Source organism: Arthrobacter sp. BPSS-3 (assembly GCF_044628475.1).
In the GTDB taxonomy this organism is placed as follows: domain Bacteria; phylum Actinomycetota; class Actinomycetes; order Actinomycetales; family Micrococcaceae; genus Arthrobacter.
On the sequence record NZ_JBIMMV010000014.1, the window covers coordinates 26,093 to 44,103 of the forward strand.

Annotated in this window: 18 protein-coding genes; 13 read left to right on the forward strand and 5 right to left on the reverse strand. The window is 66.0% G+C overall.

Going from position 1 to position 18,011, the window contains the following annotated elements:
• Positions 1 to 25: 25 nt before the first annotated feature.
• The 9 genes from ACFVY3_RS16670 to ACFVY3_RS16710 are packed head-to-tail and all read left to right on the forward strand — an operon-like array spanning position 26 to position 9,830.
• Entirely contained in the window at positions 26 to 1,501 is a 1,476-nt protein-coding gene (locus tag ACFVY3_RS16670) for a chromosome partitioning protein ParA (protein WP_400160585.1), read from the forward strand.
• 33 nt (positions 1,502 to 1,534) lie between these two features.
• Entirely contained in the window at positions 1,535 to 2,149 is a 615-nt protein-coding gene (locus tag ACFVY3_RS16675; protein ID WP_400160586.1) for a DUF6668 family protein, read from the forward strand.
• A gap of 11 nt (positions 2,150 to 2,160) precedes the next feature.
• The gene (locus ACFVY3_RS16680) at positions 2,161 to 2,430 is read left to right on the forward strand and encodes a hypothetical protein (RefSeq protein WP_011689813.1); all 270 of its coding nucleotides are present in this window, start codon (positions 2,161 to 2,163) and stop codon (positions 2,428 to 2,430) included.
• Between the two features lie 27 nt (positions 2,431 to 2,457).
• Positions 2,458 to 3,207 (forward strand): hypothetical protein, encoded by a 750-nt coding sequence (locus tag ACFVY3_RS16685; RefSeq protein ID WP_400160587.1) that lies wholly within the window; start codon positions 2,458 to 2,460, stop codon positions 3,205 to 3,207.
• Between the two features lies 1 nt (position 3,208).
• The gene (locus ACFVY3_RS16690) at positions 3,209 to 4,513 is read left to right on the forward strand and encodes a hypothetical protein (protein ID WP_400160588.1); all 1,305 of its coding nucleotides are present in this window, start codon (positions 3,209 to 3,211) and stop codon (positions 4,511 to 4,513) included.
• Positions 4,500 to 6,008, forward strand: coding sequence for an SCO6880 family protein (locus ACFVY3_RS16695; protein ID WP_400160589.1), 1,509 nt, complete (start codon positions 4,500 to 4,502; stop codon positions 6,006 to 6,008). The genes ACFVY3_RS16690 and ACFVY3_RS16695 overlap by 14 nt, the downstream gene beginning before the upstream one ends.
• Positions 6,008 to 7,606, forward strand: coding sequence for an ATP/GTP-binding protein (locus ACFVY3_RS16700; protein WP_400160590.1), 1,599 nt, complete (start codon positions 6,008 to 6,010; stop codon positions 7,604 to 7,606). Before ACFVY3_RS16695 ends, ACFVY3_RS16700 begins: the two co-directional genes overlap by 1 nt.
• Positions 7,603 to 9,375, forward strand: coding sequence for a type IV secretory system conjugative DNA transfer family protein (locus tag ACFVY3_RS16705; protein WP_400160591.1), 1,773 nt, complete (start codon positions 7,603 to 7,605; stop codon positions 9,373 to 9,375). Before ACFVY3_RS16700 ends, ACFVY3_RS16705 begins: the two co-directional genes overlap by 4 nt.
• Positions 9,376 to 9,389: 14 nt before the next feature.
• Positions 9,390 to 9,830: a DUF4913 domain-containing protein gene (locus ACFVY3_RS16710; protein WP_400160592.1), complete on the forward strand. Its 441-nt coding sequence runs from the start codon at positions 9,390 to 9,392 to the stop codon at positions 9,828 to 9,830.
• Positions 9,831 to 9,961: 131 nt separating this feature from the next.
• On the opposite strand, the gene ACFVY3_RS16715 is transcribed toward ACFVY3_RS16710, so the two are convergent.
• Together ACFVY3_RS16715 and ACFVY3_RS16720 are read right to left on the reverse strand one after the other, a co-directional pair.
• Positions 9,962 to 10,321: an ArsR/SmtB family transcription factor gene (locus ACFVY3_RS16715; protein ID WP_400160593.1), complete on the reverse strand. Its 360-nt coding sequence runs from the start codon at positions 10,319 to 10,321 to the stop codon at positions 9,962 to 9,964.
• 4 nt (positions 10,322 to 10,325) lie between these two features.
• Positions 10,326 to 11,555 (reverse strand): MFS transporter, encoded by a 1,230-nt coding sequence (locus ACFVY3_RS16720; protein WP_400160594.1) that lies wholly within the window; start codon positions 11,553 to 11,555, stop codon positions 10,326 to 10,328.
• Positions 11,556 to 11,846: 291 nt separating this feature from the next.
• Between ACFVY3_RS16720 and lgt the strand changes: the two genes are divergently transcribed.
• The gene (gene lgt / locus ACFVY3_RS16725) at positions 11,847 to 12,806 is read left to right on the forward strand and encodes a prolipoprotein diacylglyceryl transferase (RefSeq protein WP_400160595.1); all 960 of its coding nucleotides are present in this window, start codon (positions 11,847 to 11,849) and stop codon (positions 12,804 to 12,806) included.
• Positions 12,807 to 13,104: 298 nt separating this feature from the next.
• Here lgt and ACFVY3_RS16730 read toward each other — a convergent pair whose 3' ends face one another.
• From ACFVY3_RS16730 to ACFVY3_RS16740, 3 genes are read right to left on the reverse strand one after another with little or no spacing between them, the layout of a single operon-like run.
• The gene (locus tag ACFVY3_RS16730; protein WP_253033726.1) at positions 13,105 to 13,740 is read right to left on the reverse strand and encodes a DUF3105 domain-containing protein; all 636 of its coding nucleotides are present in this window, start codon (positions 13,738 to 13,740) and stop codon (positions 13,105 to 13,107) included.
• Between the two features lie 31 nt (positions 13,741 to 13,771).
• Positions 13,772 to 14,461, reverse strand: coding sequence for a DUF305 domain-containing protein (locus ACFVY3_RS16735; protein WP_400160596.1), 690 nt, complete (start codon positions 14,459 to 14,461; stop codon positions 13,772 to 13,774).
• A complete protein-coding gene (locus tag ACFVY3_RS16740) occupies positions 14,458 to 15,069 on the reverse strand; it encodes a M23 family metallopeptidase (protein WP_400160597.1) in 612 nt (203 codons plus the stop codon). Before ACFVY3_RS16740 ends, ACFVY3_RS16735 begins: the two co-directional genes overlap by 4 nt.
• Positions 15,070 to 16,329: 1,260 nt before the next feature.
• Between ACFVY3_RS16740 and ACFVY3_RS16745 the strand changes: the two genes are divergently transcribed.
• The 3 genes from ACFVY3_RS16745 (at position 16,330) to ACFVY3_RS16755 (ending at position 17,970) form a co-directional block, all read left to right on the forward strand.
• Positions 16,330 to 17,064 carry a ZIP family metal transporter gene (locus ACFVY3_RS16745; RefSeq protein WP_400160598.1) on the forward strand — a complete coding sequence of 245 codons (735 nt, stop codon included), beginning with the start codon at positions 16,330 to 16,332 and terminating at the stop codon, positions 17,062 to 17,064.
• Between the two features lie 205 nt (positions 17,065 to 17,269).
• Entirely contained in the window at positions 17,270 to 17,659 is a 390-nt protein-coding gene (locus tag ACFVY3_RS16750; protein WP_400160599.1) for an ArsR/SmtB family transcription factor, read from the forward strand.
• Entirely contained in the window at positions 17,656 to 17,970 is a 315-nt protein-coding gene (locus tag ACFVY3_RS16755) for a zf-TFIIB domain-containing protein (protein WP_400160600.1), read from the forward strand. Before ACFVY3_RS16750 ends, ACFVY3_RS16755 begins: the two co-directional genes overlap by 4 nt.
• Positions 17,971 to 18,011 lie beyond the last annotated feature (41 nt).

Sequence of the window (18,011 nt, forward strand, 5' to 3'; positions counted from 1 at the left end):
TCCCACACACGTAAGGAAGAAGCTCATGGGTACTACACCACCCGAAGTTATGGCCTTTCCCAACATCCGGGCCATCGTCCGAAAAAACGGCACCGCCGAAGTCGTCGTCGCGGGCAACTCCCGCGTCGTCCCTGCCGGAGACTCCATGCAGGAAATGCGCAACAACGCCCTGGCCCTCATCGTGGGTGAAGCGCAGACCCTCCAGCGCCCCGTCCGGGTCCGCATCGAGGACCCCGAAGGACACGGCGAACTCATCGTCCACCCGGACAACAAGATCGAATCCGTCTCCTACGAGCCCACCCCGGCCCGCCGCCGCGCAGAAGCCCCCACAACCACGCCCGCCACCGTAGTGCCCGCCGTCATTGATACCGTCCCCGCCCCCGCGCAGGAGCCCGCACCCGCGCACGAGCCCGCGGCCGCTCCGGCAGAGTCGGCGCCCGCTCCCGCCCCTGCCGCATCGGTGGACGCCCAGCCGTGGCCGCCCGCCCCTGCTCCGGCCAACACTGAGCCTCTGACAGCTGCCCTTGTTGAGGAAGCTGCGCCCACGCGGCGCAGCCTGAAGGAAACTTCGTTCCTGGTCAGCGCACCGGTCCTCGAACCTGCCACCCAGGGCTGGCGCGGAACACTCACACGCCTGGGACTCCGGATGGACCCCTCCGAGGAAGAACTCACCGAACGCGAGGACATCCGCACGGTCAGCCAGCACTGGCCCGGCCCCCAAACGATTGCGGTGGTGAACCGCAAGGGCGGGGCGAATAAGACCCCCACCGTGGTCATGCTCTCGGCCATCCTTGCCCGTTACAGCGGCGCGGCCACGGTCGCATGGGACAACAACGAATCCCAGGGCACCCTCGGGTGGCGGACGGAAAAGGGCTCCCACGACCGCAGCGTCCTGGACCTGATCGATGCCTCCACCGAACTGCTCTCCCCGTCCACGAACGCGGCCGAAATCGCCAAGTTCGTCCACCACCAAACCGCCGACAAGTTCGACGTCCTCCGCTCGGATGAAAACGAAGAAGGCGACCACGAAGTCACCGCCGAGGAAGTCGACATCGCCCACCAGGTGCTCACCCGCTACTACCGGCTCGTGGTCATGGATTCGGGCAACACGGCCCGGGCCGCGAACTGGCGGCGGATGATCGACCACACCAACCAGCTCGTCGTCCCGGTGACAGCCATTGAGGACCGCGCAGAAGCCGCCAGACTGACGCTGCAGACCCTGGAATCCCGCGGCGGCCACGACGCGGAGCTTGCCCGCAACGCCGTTGTCATCGTCTCGGAGTCCACCGACGCCAAGCGCAGCATGAGCGGCGAGGCGCTGAAGCGGGCCAAGGACGAGGCCCAGCGAATCGCTGACGGCTTCGCCCCGTTCGTCCGGGCCGTCGTCCGGATTCCTTACGATCCGGCCCTGGTCAACGGCCCCATCCGCTACGAAGCCCTCCAGCCCGCCACCCAGCGGGCATGGCTCGCGGCCGCGGCCGCCGTCACTGCCGGCTTCTAAACCACCCACCACGGACTCTGAAAGGAGGCAACCATGCAACAGTCCCTGAACCCCTGGATCACCCACCCCGCTCCGGCCGACGGCGCGGACACCGCAGCACCGGAAGCTCACGAGCCGCCGGCGGCCGTGATCAGTGAACCTCTGAAGGGAATGGTCGAACCGGACGCCGCAGACCGGCTTGGCCACCGCACCGTCGCGGGTTCGGCCGCGCTGTGGGTCACCGGCGTCCACGGGGGATCCGGTGAAAGCCGCATCGCTGACCTGATCGGAGGGGCACGGGTCACCGGTCACTGCTGGCCTGTCCTCCAGGACGGTGCCAAACCGCGGGTGCTGCTGGTCTGCCGCGCAGACATCCGGGGCCTGACAGCGGCACAGAGCGCCCTGACCCAGTGGGCATCAGGCGCGGCGCCCGAGGTTGATCTGCTCGGCCTGGCCGTCCTGGCGGACGCCCCGGGGAAGACGCCCAAACCCTTGCGGGACTTCGCCGCCATCGTCGGCGGGGGAGCCCCCCGGTCCTGGACCTTGCCCTGGGTCGAGGCCTGGCGGCACGGAGATTCCGCCACCGCACCGCCGGCCCGCGAATACCAACGCTTCATCAATGACTTAGCCGCCTTGGCTACCGACACAACCCCCAGCCCCACGAACTGAAAGGTCTCACCATGAACTCCTTCTCCGTACTAGCAGCAAGCGTCATCCCCAACCCCACCCCCGTTGTCCCGGCACAGGCCGGCGGGCTGCTCACGATCCTGAACTGGGCCTCCGGCATCGGCCTGGTCCTCGGTGTCCTGGGCGTGATCATCGTCGGCATCGGCATGGTCATCCAGCTCCAGCGCGGCGAGGGCGCTCAGGCCATCGGCAAGCTCGGCTGGGTCCTGATGGGCTGCATCATCATCACCGGTGCCTCCGGCATCGTCCGCGCCTTCGTCTAAACCAGCACCAGCAACGGGAGGTTCACCATGAGCCAGTCAACAGAGAGCACCACCGAAAGCAATCCGTTCACCAAGCCCGGTTTCCTCATCGCTGCCGCGCTGGTGGTCGCGCTGATTGCAGCAGCCGTCGTCATCTTCCTGCTCCCCAAAGGACAGGACACCGCCCAGCCGGCACCGGGAACGACAGCGTCCGTCACACCGGGCACAGCCAGCCCCAGCGCCACGGCAGATGCCGGCAAGAGCGTCTGCGGACTGCCTTCAAGCACCGAAACAGCCCTCGGAACAGCACCAAACTCCAGGTGGGAGCTTGTCGGCAAAATGGCCGCCCCCACCGATCCCAAAACCTTTGGCCCCGGGACGACTGACGCGGACGGATTTCGCTCGTGCTTCGCACATTCGCCCACCGGAGCGCTCTACGCAGCGGCGAACATTTTGGCGATGGGCTCCGCCGGGGACCCCGCCCTTAACCGGAAGACAACAGACCAGCTCTTGATGCCCGGGCCGGGAAGGGACATCGCAATGGCGGAAGCGGCGGATACGTCGCCATCGAACTCAAGCGTTCAATTCCGCGGCTTCATAATCAAGAGCTACTCACCATCCGCGGCCAACGTTGACCTCGCCTTCCAGACCGACAAGGGCTTGTTCGGCCACGCGGTCCTTCCCCTGCACTGGGCCGACGGGGACTGGAAACTGGCAATTGCCGACTCCGGCCAATTGATCAACGAAATGTCCCAACTCCGAGACTTGAACGGCTTCATCGCCTGGTCGGGGACCTGACATGGCAGAGAAAGCCTGCGGGCAGTTTGATCCTGGATGTGCAGTCGGGAACTGGGTTTCAGGACTGGCCGACGACGCCATCAACAATCTTGCAAAAGCCATCATGGAGGGCATGAGCCAGATGGTGACGACACTGTCTACCTTCTGGGTGTCCATGCCCACCGTGAACCTGGCCAGCCAGGACGGGACCGCGCCAAGTCCCGTTGTTTCTGCGGTCAACAGCGAATTGATGCCCTGGACGCTGGCGCTGGCGGTACTCGCCGTCATCCTCGGAGGCATCCGGATGATCTGGGAACAACGCGGGGCGCCGCTCAAGGACCTGCTCCGTTCGCTGCTCACGCTCACTCTGGTGTCGGGCCTTGGCCTGGGTGTCATCTCAATTCTGGTGATCGCGGCCGACGCCTTCGCTGTCGCCGTCATCGAGCGTTCGACAGACGGGAAGGGATTCGCAGAGGCGATGAACATCCTGGTCATGACCAACCAGACCGGCGTCGGGGTGTTTATCCTGATCGTTCTGGGGCTGATTGGTCTGATTGCCTCCCTCGTCCAGGTCGTGCTGATGGTGGTGCGCAGCGGCATGCTGGTGATCCTGGCGGGCATCCTACCCACCACCGCGGCCTTCACCAACACCGAGATGGGGCGGCAGTGGTTCCAGAAAGCAGTTGGCTGGACTATCGCGTTCATCCTCTACAAACCTGCCGCCGCCATCGTCTATTCGGTCGCATTCCTGCTCATGGGTAACAACAGCGGGAAGAATTCGTTGATCACGTCCATCACGGGTTTCACGTTGATGATCGTCGCCCTGTTCGCTTTGCCGGCGCTGATGCGGTTCGTCACCCCGATGGTTGGTGCCGTCGCCTCCGGCGGGGGAGCAGGAGCAGGGGCTGCTGTGGGGGCCATGGCCACAGGCGCCGTCTCCATGGGCCGCAGCGGAAGCGGTAAAGGCAACGCAGCCCCGACGCCGGCCAGCACACAAACCAACCAGTCAGGCGCATCTCCGAAGGGCAGCACCGGAACCACCGGCCCCCGGGGAAATGGCGGCCAGCCGACGCCCGGGGCGACGGGTCCGGCCGGGGGCGCCAGCGCCGCCACAGCCGGCGCAGCAGGCCCCACCGGAGCCGGGGCAGGAGCAGCCGCAGGCAGCGCAGGCGCCGCCTCGGGTGCAGCGTCAGCTGCAGGCCCGGCCGGCATGGCCGTCGCCGTAGGAGCACAAGCAGCGTCCAGGGTTTCTCAGGCCGCACAACAGACCGCGCAGGATTCAACCGGCCAATCAGAAACAGCGGAGGGCCCCAGTGGCAGCAATTAATACCGAATACAAGGAACCGTCCTACGGCAACTGGCGCGTCCCGCGCTCGGCCGGGCTGGGCAACCTCGGCGCGATCGGCACCGGTATTGTCATGGCCGGGTTGTTGCTGGGCATTATCAGCTTCGCTTTTCTTGGCCTGTTCCCGGGCCTGGGGGTCCTGGCCGTCGCCGGGGCGGCCGCCCTGCTGTTGACGGTCAAGGACAAGCACGGCCAGTCCGTTGTTGACCGGTTCGGGACACGGATGAGCTTCCGTCTCTCCAAGTCCTCCGGAACGAATCTTTACCGTTCCGGCCCCCTCGGGGTCACGGCCTGGGGCATGTACCAGCTCCCGGGCCTCGCGGCGAAGTCCACCCTGTACGAATTCACCGACTCCTACAAGCGCCCGTTCGCCCTCCTGCATGTGCCTTCCACCAGCCACTACACCGTGATCTTCTCCACCGAACCGGACGGTGCGTCCCTGGTGGACCCGGAACAGGTTGATGCGTGGGTCGCGAACTGGGGCGGCTGGATCGCCGGCCTCGGGGATGAAGCAGGACTGGACGCCGCAGCCGTGACGGTGGAGACCGCACCGGATTCGGGCTACCGGCTCCGCAACGAGGTCACGATGAACATTGACCCGAATGCCCCGGAGTTTGCCAAAAACGTGCTCCACGAGGTGGTGAACACGTATCCGGAAGGGTCGGCCACGGTCCGGGCCTGGGTGTCCCTGTCTTTCAACGCCTCGCTGCGGGCAGGCTCAAAGAAGCGCACACCGGAGGACGTGGCCCGTGACCTCGCGTCCCGGATCCCCGGGCTGTCGGCCCGGCTGCAGTCCACCGGCGCCGGGATCGCCCGTCCGATGTCCGCGCAGGAACTCTGCGAAGTCGTCCGGATCGCCTACGATCCGCCCGCCGCCCTGATCATCGACGAAGCGCACTCCGCCGGCTCCCCGGTCTCCTTGACCTGGGGCGAAGTCGGACCCTCCGCGACGCAGGCGAGCTGGGATGACTACCGGCACGACAGCGCGTTCTCCGTCTCCTGGACCATGACCGGTGCCCCGCGCGGGTCGGTGAACTCCTCGGTTCTGTCCCGGCTGCTGGCCCCGCACGGGGACATTGACCGCAAGCGCGTTTCACTGCTCTACCGTCCGATGGATTCGGCCCGTGCCGCGGCCGTGGTGGAGCGGGACCAGAACAACGCCAACGTCCGCATCACCTCCGGTACCCGGCCCTCCGCCCGGGCGCTGGTCGATGCCCGCTCCGCTGTGCAGACCGCGCAGGAAGAGGCTCAGGGCGCCGGGCTGGTGAACTTCGGCATGATCGTCACGGCCACCGTGACCGATAAGGAACGCCTCGCCGATGCCGTGGCCGCCGTGGAACAGACCTCCGTTACCGCCCGGGTGCTGCTGCGCCGCGCCTACGGCGCCCAGGACACCGCGTTCGCCGCGTCTCTGCCCCTCGGGCTGGTCCTTCCCAAGCACAGCCTCCTGCCCTCCGAAATCAAGGATGCCCTGTAATGGCCCGCATGAAACTCTTCACCCGCCCTGCCAGGAAAGCTGCAGCACCGGTCAAGGCCGCGCCGAAGAAGAAGGCTGAGAAGGAACAGCGTCAGCCCGGGCCGTCGGCCCGGGGCTGGACCGGACGCGGCGGCGGCATGGCCCAGCTCGTGCCGTCCGTGAAGGAATACCGGGGAACCACGGTCCAGGTCTGCGGGCTGTGGCCCTTTTCCTCCGGGGCGTCCTCGCCCATGATCGGTGTCCCGCTCGGCCGCCATGAGGAAACCCAGGCCACGGTCTGCTGCGACCCGATCAGCTGGTTCCAGCGCGCACGCCTGATTTCCAACCCGTCCGCGTTCATCCTGGGCAAGCCGGGGCTGGGAAAGTCCACCGTGGTCCGCCGGATGTTCATTGGACTCTCCGCGCAGGGCGTCCACCCCCTGATCCTCGGGGACTTGAAAGGCGAGCACGTCAAGGCCGTCCAGGCTCTTGGCGGGCAGGTCATCAGGCTCGGCCGGGGAGTGGGCTACCTGAACATCCTCGATCCCGGCCAGGCCGTCGAAGCGGCGCAGCTGCTCGAAGACAGCGGCCACCACGAGGACGCCGCCCGGGTCCGCGCCGACGCGCACGGCCGGCGCCTGACCATGGTTGTCTCCCTGATCACTATCAGCCGGAACAACCCGCCCACCGATCAGGAACAGACCATCCTGGACCGCGCCTTACGGGTCCTCGATGACCGGTTCGACGGCGTTCCCGTCCTCAAAGACCTGTTGGACGTGATCATCTCCGCACCCGATGAGCTGCGCCAGGTTGCACTGGACCGCGGCGACATGAACGTCTACCTGCAGGAAACCCGCGCATTGGAAGCCACTTTGCTGGGCCTGACCGGAGGCGGGAAGCTCGGAGAAATCTTCTCCCGGCACACCACGAACCCCATGATGCGCGACCGGGCCGTGGTCTTCGATGTCTCCAGCATTGACGAGACCGAAACAGACCTGCAGGCGGCCATTCTGCTGGCGTGCTGGTCCTACGGATTCGGCACCGTCAACGTCGCCAACGCCCTCGCGGACGCCGGTCTGGAACCGCGCCGGAACTACTTCGTCGTCCTGGATGAGCTGTGGCGGGCGCTGCGCGCGGGTAAAGGCATGGTGGACCGGGTGGACGCCCTGACCCGGCTCAACCGCTCCGTCGGCGTCGGGCAGATCATGATTTCCCACACCATGTCCGACCTGCTGGCACTGCCGGCGGAAGAGGACCGGATGAAAGCCCGCGGCTTCGTGGAACGCTCCGGCATGGTGATCTGCGGCGGCCTCCCTGCCTCGGAAATGCCATTGCTGACCTCAGCCATTCCACTCTCCCGGCAGGAACAGCAGAAGCTCATCTCCTGGCAGGACCCGCCCGCCTGGGACTCCCGCGGGCTCGACGTCGAACCTCCCGGCCGCGGAAAGTTCCTGATCAAGGTCGGCGGCCGGCCCGGCATCCCCGTCCTGGTGGGCCTGACATCCCTTGAACAGGGCCCGGACGGAGTCAACGACACGGAGGGCAAATGGCGTGAAACCCCGGAAACCCTCCTCGAGCCAATGACCCCTGACCTGCCCCTGGAAGGAGGCGCCCTGTGAGTGCACCGAACCGTAAAGGAATGGGCCTGGGGGATGCCCTGCTGGTCTGGTTCGCCATCGGCTTCATCGTCGTCTTCGGCGGCGGGACCTACGCGGCCGCCCACCTGGGATCCTGGATGGCCGGCATCGACGCGCCGTCCAAACATCCCATCGACCTGATCGCCGGGCTCATCAAGGGCCGAGTGCCCTGGCCCGTCCAGTCCACCATCGCTGCCGCCCTCATAGCCGGCGTTCTTCTGGTCCTGGCCATCGTCGTGCTCGTGGCCTGGAGGAAGGGTGCCTCCATGCGTGCCCGCGTCGACAAGGCCGCCCGCTACCTGGGCCGCGGCAAATCCCTGGCTGCGTTCTCCGAGAAAGGCGCGAGGGCGACGGCGGAGCGCCTGGGAGTGAAGGACACTCCGGGCATCGTCGTCGGCAAGGTCGTCTCCACCGGCCAGACGTTTATTCAGTCCTGGGAAGACCTCAGCCTCGATATCTGGGGCCCCCGAACCGGTAAGTCCACCTCACGGGTCATGCCCGCCATCCTGGACGCACCCGGTGCTGTGGTGTCGACCTCGAACAAGCGTGACGTCGTGGACGGCACCCGTGGCGTCCGCGAGCTCACGGCCCCGGTATGGGTCTTCGATCCGCAGAAGATCGCCCAGGAAGAACCGCAATGGTGGTGGAACCCGCTCTCCTACGTCACCGACGAAGAGAAGGCCTACAAACTCACCCAGCACTTCTCCGTTGGCTCCCGGGTCCCGGGATCCAAACCGGATGCCTACTTCGACCCCAAGGCCGAAGACATTCTCTCCTCGTACTTCCTCGCGGCCGCGCTCGGTGAACTCCCCATCACGCAGGTCTACCTCTGGGTGACCGAGCAGGTGAACCGGCAACCGATCAACATTCTGAAAGAGCATGACTACGAGCTGCAGTACAAGGGCCTGGAGTCCACCCTGGAACTGGCCGACAAACAGCGCGACGGGATCTTCGGCACCGCCGAGAAGATGATCCAGTGCCTCAAGTCCAGGAACACGCTGCGCTGGGTCGCCCCAATGGGCGGCGCGACGGTGGCCACGGATACCCGCCGGCAGTTCAACCCGCACGCTTTCGCCGCCTCCCAGGAGACGATCTACATCCTCTCCAAGGAAGGCGCCGGCTCAGCGTCCCCGCTCACTACAGCGTTGACGGTGGCGATTGCTGAAGCGATGGAGGAACGGGCCGAACGCAGCGGCGGCCGCCTGCCCAAACCGGCACTGTTCGCCCTCGATGAGCTGGCCAACGTCGTCCGCTGGGCCGGCCTCCCGGATCAGTTCAGCCACTACGGCTCCAAGGGCCTGATCGTCATGGGCATCCTGCAGTCCTGGTCCCAGGGCGTCGAGCTCTGGGGCGAGGCGAACATGCGGAAAATCTGGTCCGCCGCGAACGTCAAGGTCTACGGCGGCGGCGTGGCCGAAGAAGGTTTCCTCCGGGCACTCTCGGACCTGATCGGGGACTACAGCTACACCAACGTCTCTGTCTCGTCCGGCAAATCCGGCTCCAGCCGCTCCCGGCAGGAGGGCAAGGAACGCATCTTCGACGTCTCCAACCTCGCGGAACTGGACCGCGGCCGCGCCGTGGTCCTCGCGTCCGGTGCCCCGGCCACGCTGGTCCGGACCATGCCCTGGTACACCGGCCGGCACAAGGACGCCGTGGAAGCGTCCATCAGGAAGTACAGCCCCCGCCCGGAGGAACCGGAGGCCGTCCTGGTGCCCTCCGCTCCGGTCGCTAATCCCTGGGTCACCGGGTAAGGAAGCAATCAGCCATGGCAGATGATTTCGGATTGTTCGACACGGACACGCCCGTCCCCAACCCCGGTGCGGGTGAAGATGGCAAGCCGGAGAAGGCACCGGAGCTCGTCTACGGCACAGCCGAGGAGTTCCTTCACGAGCAGCTGCTGCCCACCTACGTCCGCAGCGTCACCGGAAAGACCGCGAAGTGGTGCATCGAGTGGTACTTCCACCCCGAAGCCGTCTCCCGCGTCGCGGCCCTCTGGCGCTCCTGGGAACACCTGCGCCTCGACCCGGCCACCGGCATGAGCGTCTGGTGGCGCGATCACGCAGACCACCACATGGGCGTCCTGCTGAACCCGCAAGGGCCGTTCTACAACTGCGACATGCAAGAACACCGCGACCCCGACCATCTGGAACCAAAGATGGCACCAGCTGGCTGGTTCCCCGATGTCCGGCTGTCCGCTGGCCCATAGGGTGCGCTCAATTCGCCGGCTCGGTCTGGCCTGCCATGATCCAGAAATCGTTCCGGGAGTTCCTTAGACGCCGTGATCGGCGTAAAGGAGCCTGGTTGGCGTAGTAGCAGGCTTGGCCCGCGGGCAGGGGGTCAGTCATGAGCGGGTTCGCCGGTGACTTTGTGGTCGGCGTGGTTCAGGCCTTCCATGACGAGCCGGGTCAGGTGCCCGTCGGTGAGGCGGTAGATGACCCTGCGGCTTTGTTTCTGGGTGGTGACGAGGCTGCTGAAGCGTAGCTTGGCCAGGTGTTGGCTGACCGAGGTCCGTGAGGCTCCGGTCTGCTCGACCAGGGTGCCGACGTCGGAGGGTTCCTGGGCCAGGAGCCAGAGCAGGTGCAGCCGGGTGGGGTCCGAGAGCATCCGGAACGTGGCCGTGGCCGCGTCCAGCCGGCGCGAATCCGGCGCGTCGGGGTGATGGAGGCTGGCGGCCCGAATGGGTTGTAAGTTTTCCACCGGCTCAGCCCTTCATGGACTCCGGCACGGGGACGGTCCTGGATCCTGCGGGCCAGAATCGGAACGCCGCAAGTGTACTGATTGTAGCCACGATAGCCAGCACGGCGGCGGCCGCCGGCTGGCCGGCGGCGGCGCCGATCCAGCCGGCGACAGGGTAAGTGATGATGAAGCAGGCGTGGGAGAGGGAGAACTGGGCAGTGAAGATGTAGGACCGGGTGCTGTCTGTTGCCGCACGGCGCAACAGGCGCGCCGAGGGGGTGTTGATCATCGAGGTCCCGGCACCGAGGACCACCCACAGGCCCAGCAGCACCGGCCAGGTCCCCGGCACGGCCAAAAGGGCGAACGCCCCGGCCAAGCCGGCGGAAAGCAACACGGCGCCGGCGCGCATGACGACCCGGTCCGGCACCCGGTCCAGGATCCTGGGCGCGGTCAATGCTACGAGCATCGACCCGGCACCGAAACAGGCCAGGGCGACCGCGACGTCGGCGTTGGAACCGCCGAACATGTCCCGGGCGTAGACGACGGTGTTCACCAGCACCAGGGCGGTGGCGGCCGCGACGGCAAGATTCAGGGCCATCAGGGCCCGCAGCTCAGGGCTGCGGGCAAAGATCCGCGCGCCCAGGGTGGTCCGGTGCCACAACGTCCCTTCCTGCGGCACCTGCGGCGCCGCAGGAAGCCTGGTCGTGACCACGAGCGCTGCGGAGAACAGGAACCCGGCCACGGTCCCGAGGAACAGCTCATGGAAGGACAAGACCGTCAGCAGCGCAGCGGCCAGCGCAGGGCTGACCAGCGACTCCAGATCATAGGCCAGGCGCGAGAGGGAAAGGGCCCGGGTGTACTGGCGTTCATCAGGAAGGATCACCGGGATCAGCGACTGGAACGCCGGGGTGAACGTAGCCGAGGCGCTCTGCAGCAAGAAGACCAGGACATAGATCTGCCACGCCTGATCCACCATCGGCAGCATCAGCGCGATACCGGCGCGAATCAGGTCCGCCCCAACCAGTACCGCCTTTTTCGGCAACCGCTCCACCAGCGCCGCCATCAGCGGGGCAACGAACACATACGCGAGCATCTTGATCGTCAGCGCCGTCCCCAGAACGGCACCGGCCTGACCGCCGGCAAGATCAAAGGCCAGCAGGCCCAGCGCCACCGTCAACAGACCCGTGCCCAGCAGTGCCACAACCTGGGCCGAAAAGAGCTTCCGGTAGGCCGGAACGGCCAGAACTTCAAACAAAGGGACTCCTTGGATCATCGGGGATATATCAACAAGTGCCTACGTGTGCACCTATAAACTTAGTGGCTTTCGCTGATGTTTTCCAGGAGCCGCCGGCTGGAGGGCGAGTTCCCACGTTATGAAAGGTCCCCGACGCGAAGCGTGAGGACCGAGGCGGGACGCGGACAGGCTGGCGGGGGTACTCGCGGTGGACTGACGGATCCATGCCTGGCGACCATTCATCCAATGTCGTAGCGCATACCATCTAGAAGGGCATCATGGCCCTCTTCTCCTATCTAAGGGACGGGTTCTTTGCGAGCTTCAGTACTGCCGGATTTCTTCATACCGTCGCCGACGGTCAGCGCTTTCGAACTCGGGCCGCTGACCATACGCTTCTACGCGCTCTGCATCCTGGGAGGCATCGTTCTGGGGACCTGGCTGAGTGCCCGCCGTCTCCGGGCCCGGGGCGGTACAACTGCGCAGGCCCTGGACATCATCGTGTGGGCCGTTCCGTTCGGCATCATCGGCGGCAGGGTCTATCACGTCATTACAGATAACCAGCTGTATTTCGGCCCGGGCAAGGACCCTTGGGGGGCTTTCCGAATCTGGGAAGGCGGGCTCGGAATCTGGGGCGCCGTCGCCCTCGGCCTTGTCGGCGCCGCCATTGGGGCACGACGGACCGGCGTCCGCTTGGCAACATTCGCGGACGCCGCCGCCCCGGGGCTGCTCCTGGCACAGGGACTGGGCCGCTGGGGTAACTGGTTCAATAATGAGCTTTACGGGGAGCCGACGGCTCTGCCGTGGAAACTTCAGATCCACGCCATGAACCCGGCCACCGGCCGGGCGGTGACCGCTGCCGATGGCACCCCGGAGGTCCTTGGATACTTCCAGCCGACGTTTCTCTACGAGTCCTTGTGGTGCGTGGCCGCCGCGTCGCTGCTGATGCTCCTGGATCGCAGGTACAAGCTCGGCGCCGGATCGGTGTTCGCCCTCTACATCGTCTTCTACACAGCCGGCCGCTTTGCCTTCGAGCTGATGCGCTCTGACTATGCCAACACGATCATGGGGCTGCGCGTGAACACCTGGGTTTCCGCTCTGCTCTTTCTTGCCGGCCTCGGTCTCTTCCTGGTCCTGAGATCCCGGCCACGGTCCGAAACGACCCCCGGAAACTCCGACACGGTCGGCGCCGTTGAAACCCACACTGACGGGCGCCCTCCCGAGCCTCGCCTGGATACGCCGGACGGCAGAAACGATCGCCACCGATTGCGATGATAAGGGTGCATTCGAACCATCGTCGCAACACCTGAGCATTTAAATACGGCAATTGAAGCCCGGTCAACCAAGTTGACGCAATCACCGATGGGTCAAAGATCCGGAATCGGCAAGGACGATGGATTGGCGCTGCAGCGCCGATAAGCATGCCAACGACGCGATAAGGTTCCGGGTATCCATCTCGTCCGCCATGGTTGACTACGCCGTCGTAGGCGCTCGGCGCGGTCGCTGCCCTTCGATGGCTCTGGTCGCGGCTGCTTGCCCCGACGGCGCAGTTAGCTGGGTGGAGCGTTTCGGGTCAGCCCTGGACGCCGCCGGTGCAAACTGCGCCGGGCTCAGGGGTTTGGGGGCCTTGCCGGTACTTCGTGATGAAGGCCGCCAGGCGCTCGTCTGCCGCGTTGTCTGTGGAGAGCTGTTTTCCCCATGCAGTGGCGGTCACCGGGGAGGCCTGATCGGTGACCGGGCTGAGCAAGAGGTAGTCCTGCGTGCCGGCGAGGTCGGTTAGCTCTGCGATCTGGTCTTTTGCCAGATCCGGCCGGTAGGAGAGCCACACGGCTCCGTGCTCGAGGGAGTGCACCGCCTGGGTCTGCTTAACAGGGGCCGTATAGATGCCGCAGTTCGTCCACACCGGTGCGTGGTCCCCGCCCGTGGCCGGTGTCCGCGGGTAGTTGACGGGTTCGCGGGTGTGGTTCCTGGACTGGTCGGGGTAGTCCTGCTCGCCTTCCACCGGGCGGGAAGCCGCTGCCTTGGTCTCTTCGCGCTGCCGGACCTCGCCGACGACCACGAAGGTCACTGCCGCGATGATTGAGCCGACGAGCACCGCGCCGGTGCCGTAGATCAGCCAGGCCCGGCGTCTTCTGGCAGCGCGCTGCTTTGCCTGCAGCGCTTTGAGAATCGCGGTGCGTTCCTCGGACGTCTTCCTCGGTGCAGCCATGGGGCTTTCTCGCTTTCTTCGGAATCAATGGTTAGAGTCTGACGCGCAGCTCTTGAAGGGCAGTGATTTCCGCGGTCTGGGCTTCCAGGATCCGGGCGGCGAAGTCCCTGACCCGGCTGGTCTCGGCAAGTCCAACGGCGGCTCTGGCCATGGCGACCCCGCCCTGATGGTGGCGGATCATCAGGTCCGTGAAGAGCCGGTCGGCTTCGGGCCCGGCCGCGTTGCGCAGTGCCTGCATCTGGTCGGGCGTGGCCATCCCTTCCATGGTTCCTTCGGCGGTACCCTGCCCGGTGTGCGTGGCACCCTGATGGGTGCCGCCTCCTGCCCGCATCCACGCCATCGGCGGCGTCGGTCCTGACGGGGACAGACCCCAGTCCTGGAGCCAGGCAAACATTTGGCCGTTCTGGTGCTGCTGCGTGGTGGCGATATCGTAGGCGATTGCCCGGATTTCCTCGTTGCCCGATTTGTCCCGGATCAACAGCGCCATCTCCACCGCCTGGGCGTGGTGTGCCTGCATGTCGCGGGCAAACCCGGCGTCCGCACCGGTGTCCGGCACGGCCTTGGGTCCGGCGGACAGCCGGCCGATGGCGAAGAAGGCTGCGGCGGTGAGGAGTGTGACGGCCACGAAGATGATCCAGAGGCGTTGGTGGAGACGCTCCGATGTTCCTGCCGGGTGTCTTCGCGGCGTCCCGGCGCGTGGTTCGGACCAATTGTCGGTCATGGTTGTATCCAGCCTCGGGGGTCGACGGTGAGCCCGTTGCGCACGACTTCGAAGTGGAGGTGGCAGCCGGTGGAGTTGCCTGTCGTTCCGGCTCCGGCGAGCCTCTGACCCCGGGCCACGTCAGCCCCGATGGTTGTCTCGATGGAGGAGAGGTGGTTATAGGTGCTTTTCATGCCGTTGCCGTGATCTACTACGATCCGGTTGCCGCCGCCGTTGGGGGACCAGCCGGCCTCCACGACAGTGCCCGCTCCGGCGGCGAAGACGGCCGTCCGGCATGCTGCCTGCAGGTCCAGGCCGGTGTGCAATTCCCCGGGTCCGCCTGTGATGGGGCTGGTGCGGAGCCCGAAGGGAGAGGTGACCGACATGGCGGCCAGGGGAGCGCCCAGGCCCTTGGAAGCCGGGGCCGAGGAAACAACTGCCGCTACTTGGGCGGGCGGGGCGGGCGCGGCGATGGTGGTGACATCTGTCCTGGGGAAGGTGAGGGTGGCCGCAGCGGATGCTTCGATGCCAGGGCCTGCTGTCTCGGGTGCCTCCTGCGCAGCTGCCGGTCCGGATATTTCATGTCCGAGCTGGGCGTGGGCGGCAGGGAGGCCCGTAGCGAGCAGCACCGCTGCCGCCAACGCTGACGCGCCGGGGATCCACCCGCGGCCAACCGGCCTGGCTTCGGCGCCGCGTGTGAAGAGGCCTCCTGCCAAGGCCGGGGCGGCCCGGTGGCGCCGGCGGTCGTTCGGTGTCGCCATGCGGCGTCCGCGGCGGGAAGGAACTGGCACGGGGATCCTTTCGGGTCGCCTGCGATCGACGGCCGCGGCAAGTAAAGCTGCCCCGGGCCCGGCGAATCGCGCACGCTCATGCGTGACCCGTGGCAGGCGGCCCGCCCGGGAAGCGGTATCGGAAGTTTTAGTACAGGAAATTCTGAATCAACGTTACAACCAAAGGCCTTCCGTTACAATTCTGTGACAATCTGGCCCCGTGCGTACCCGGACTAGTGCGAGTTGTTCTACGGCCGGTAGAATTAAAGGACTGTGAATATCTTCATACGATCAGTTGACCCGGTCAAATTGCTCACCGCAGGGCCGGCCCCGGGCCGGGGCAGCCGCAATCGCACTGGCAGGCTGCGGAGCACAGGATGACCTTCCCGATCGGGCGCGGGCGGGGTCACAACAAGAAGTACATCGCCGGAGTCGGCTCCGTCAGCGAATACCCGCAGGAATCCCGGGGCGCCAACATTTCCCTCGACTGCCGGCTATTCAGCGGGAAGCAATCTCCCCGAGGCCCGGGCCGGCAAGGTCGTTGTGCTGAACGTCCGGCATGTAGCCTGCAGTCCCGGCCGTGCCGAGCCGCCGGACCTGTCCGCATCCATAAGGATTCCAAAGACGAGGGCGTTCAGTTCTACGGGGTCAATGCCCGCGACGACGCCCGACCGCAGTGGCCTTCGAACGGACCTTCTCCGTGGGCTTCCCTCAGCTTTGATGACAATGTTGGCGGCATCCTGCCGTCGATGACCTGGTTCGTCCTCCCGCGGGCTGTCCCTGCGACCCGCGTTTTGGACAAGCAGGGTCAGGTCAGCGCCCGAATTCTGGGCATTTCCTCGAAAGCACCCTGAAAGCGCCAATCACCGCAGCAGCCGAAGCCTGGACGACCCCTCTGAGGGGCGAGCCAAATCATGATTGTCCGATATTGTTCAAAAGACCGCGGAATGGGCCCCTGCCGGCGAAAGGGGAAGGTACCCTGCCATGGTGGACTGGTCTCGCTGGTGGTGATGCCACCGTGCGCGCCGTACCGCGGATGGAGGCCCTCTCGGGTCGGCCGCTCCATCATCAAACCCACGCCTCGGTCACGTCCGGGCACAAGCTCCGGGAGATGACATCATGACGGGAACATCAGCGGCTGTTGCCGATGCTGCAGTTTTTGTGGCCTTCCCCGTGGCGGCGGCCATCATCGGCTCGGTCATCGCCGTTCTGCGTCCCCCGGGCCCGAAGACCACCAGTGCTGTCCAGCATTTCGCCGCGGGGGTCGTGATGGCAGCACTGGCCGGTGAGGTGCTCCCGGACCTGCGGAACGAAGGAAGCCTGCCCTGGGCCATCGCCGGGTTCGTTGCTGGCACGGCGGTCATGCTGACTCTTGGCGCGCTCGGCCGGCGGCTCGAGAAGAAGCAGGAAACGCCCGGGTCCGGGCTGCCGGTGGGCTTGCTCGCGGCCGTGGGAATCGACCTGCTCCTGGACGGCGTCCTCGTCGGCCTGGGGGCGTCGCTCGGTGCGCGACAGGGCCTGATCCTGACGATTGCTCTGACCATCGAAATACTCTTCATAGGCCTGTCCGTCACGATCAACCTGACCCGGAACGGCCTGTCGCGGACCCGGGCGGTAGCCACGACCAGCAGTCTGGGCCTGCTCACGGGCGTCGGAGCCGTTGGTGGAGCGGCTGCCCTCGGCGGTGCCAGCAACCAAACCTTGGCTCTGGTGCTTGCCTTCGGTGCCGCCGCACTCCTGTACCTGGTAGTCGAGGAACTGCTGACTGAGGCCCACGAGCACGCCGAAACCGCCTTCCTGGGCGCCATGTTTTTCCTCGGCTTCCTCACCATCTATGTCATGGCCGGCCTCTAGGCTGCCTTGGGATCCGGGCATTTCTGCATCCCCGGGGGATGCGGCCTTCTACCGTCCGGTCCGCCACGCCCCACTCATACCCGGTCGTTGATAGATCCTGTCCTATGGCTAATATATGAACAAATGATAATGTGTTCATATGAACACTCATGTTCGGCCTCTTCGAAGCCCCCACGGGGTGTCCGGGCCCCGGTTGGCCGGCGAAGTGGCGCGTGTCGATGCCCTCCGTAATTCCTTGCCGTCCGCGGCCGACGTGGTGCGCCTCGCAGAGGTGTTCCGGCTGATGGCCGACCCCGGCCGTATCCGGATTCTGGCCGCTCTGCTTGAAGCAGGTGAGGTCTGTGTCCATGATCTGGCTTCGGTGAGCGGGCTCAGTGAATCCTCGGTGAGCCAGGCACTTCGGCTCATGCGGGCGCAGCGCGTCGTTGCGGGCCGCCGCGCGGGCCGACACGTTTTCTACCGGCTCGATGACAGCCACGTCAGGATGCTTCTTGATTTGGCCATCACTCACGTCGGCCACTCTCCGGCCACCAGCGCAGCCGTCCCGGCCGGTTCCGAACCAGCCATGCACCCTATCCATCAGGAGCCCTCATGAACGTTTTACCCGCCGCTCTGACCTGCCCCAAATGCGGGGCAGAAATGCGCCCCTACGAACGCAACGGCATCGTCATCGATCAATGCACCGGGTGCCGCGGCATTTTCCTGGACCGCGGCGAACTGGAGTCCCTGATAGATGCCGAAAGCTCCTTCTACGCACCACCGGCCCCCGGCCCGGAATTCGGCCAGCCGCAAGGTTCTGACCGCAGGGAGGGCCATCACGGTGGCCACGACGGCCGCGGTTCCGGCCACGGGGACAGGCACGATGGCCGCAAGCGCGGCGGATTCCTCGGGGACCTCTTCGGGTAAGACCTGACACGCCCCGGTTTTCCATCCGCAGCGGACCTCGT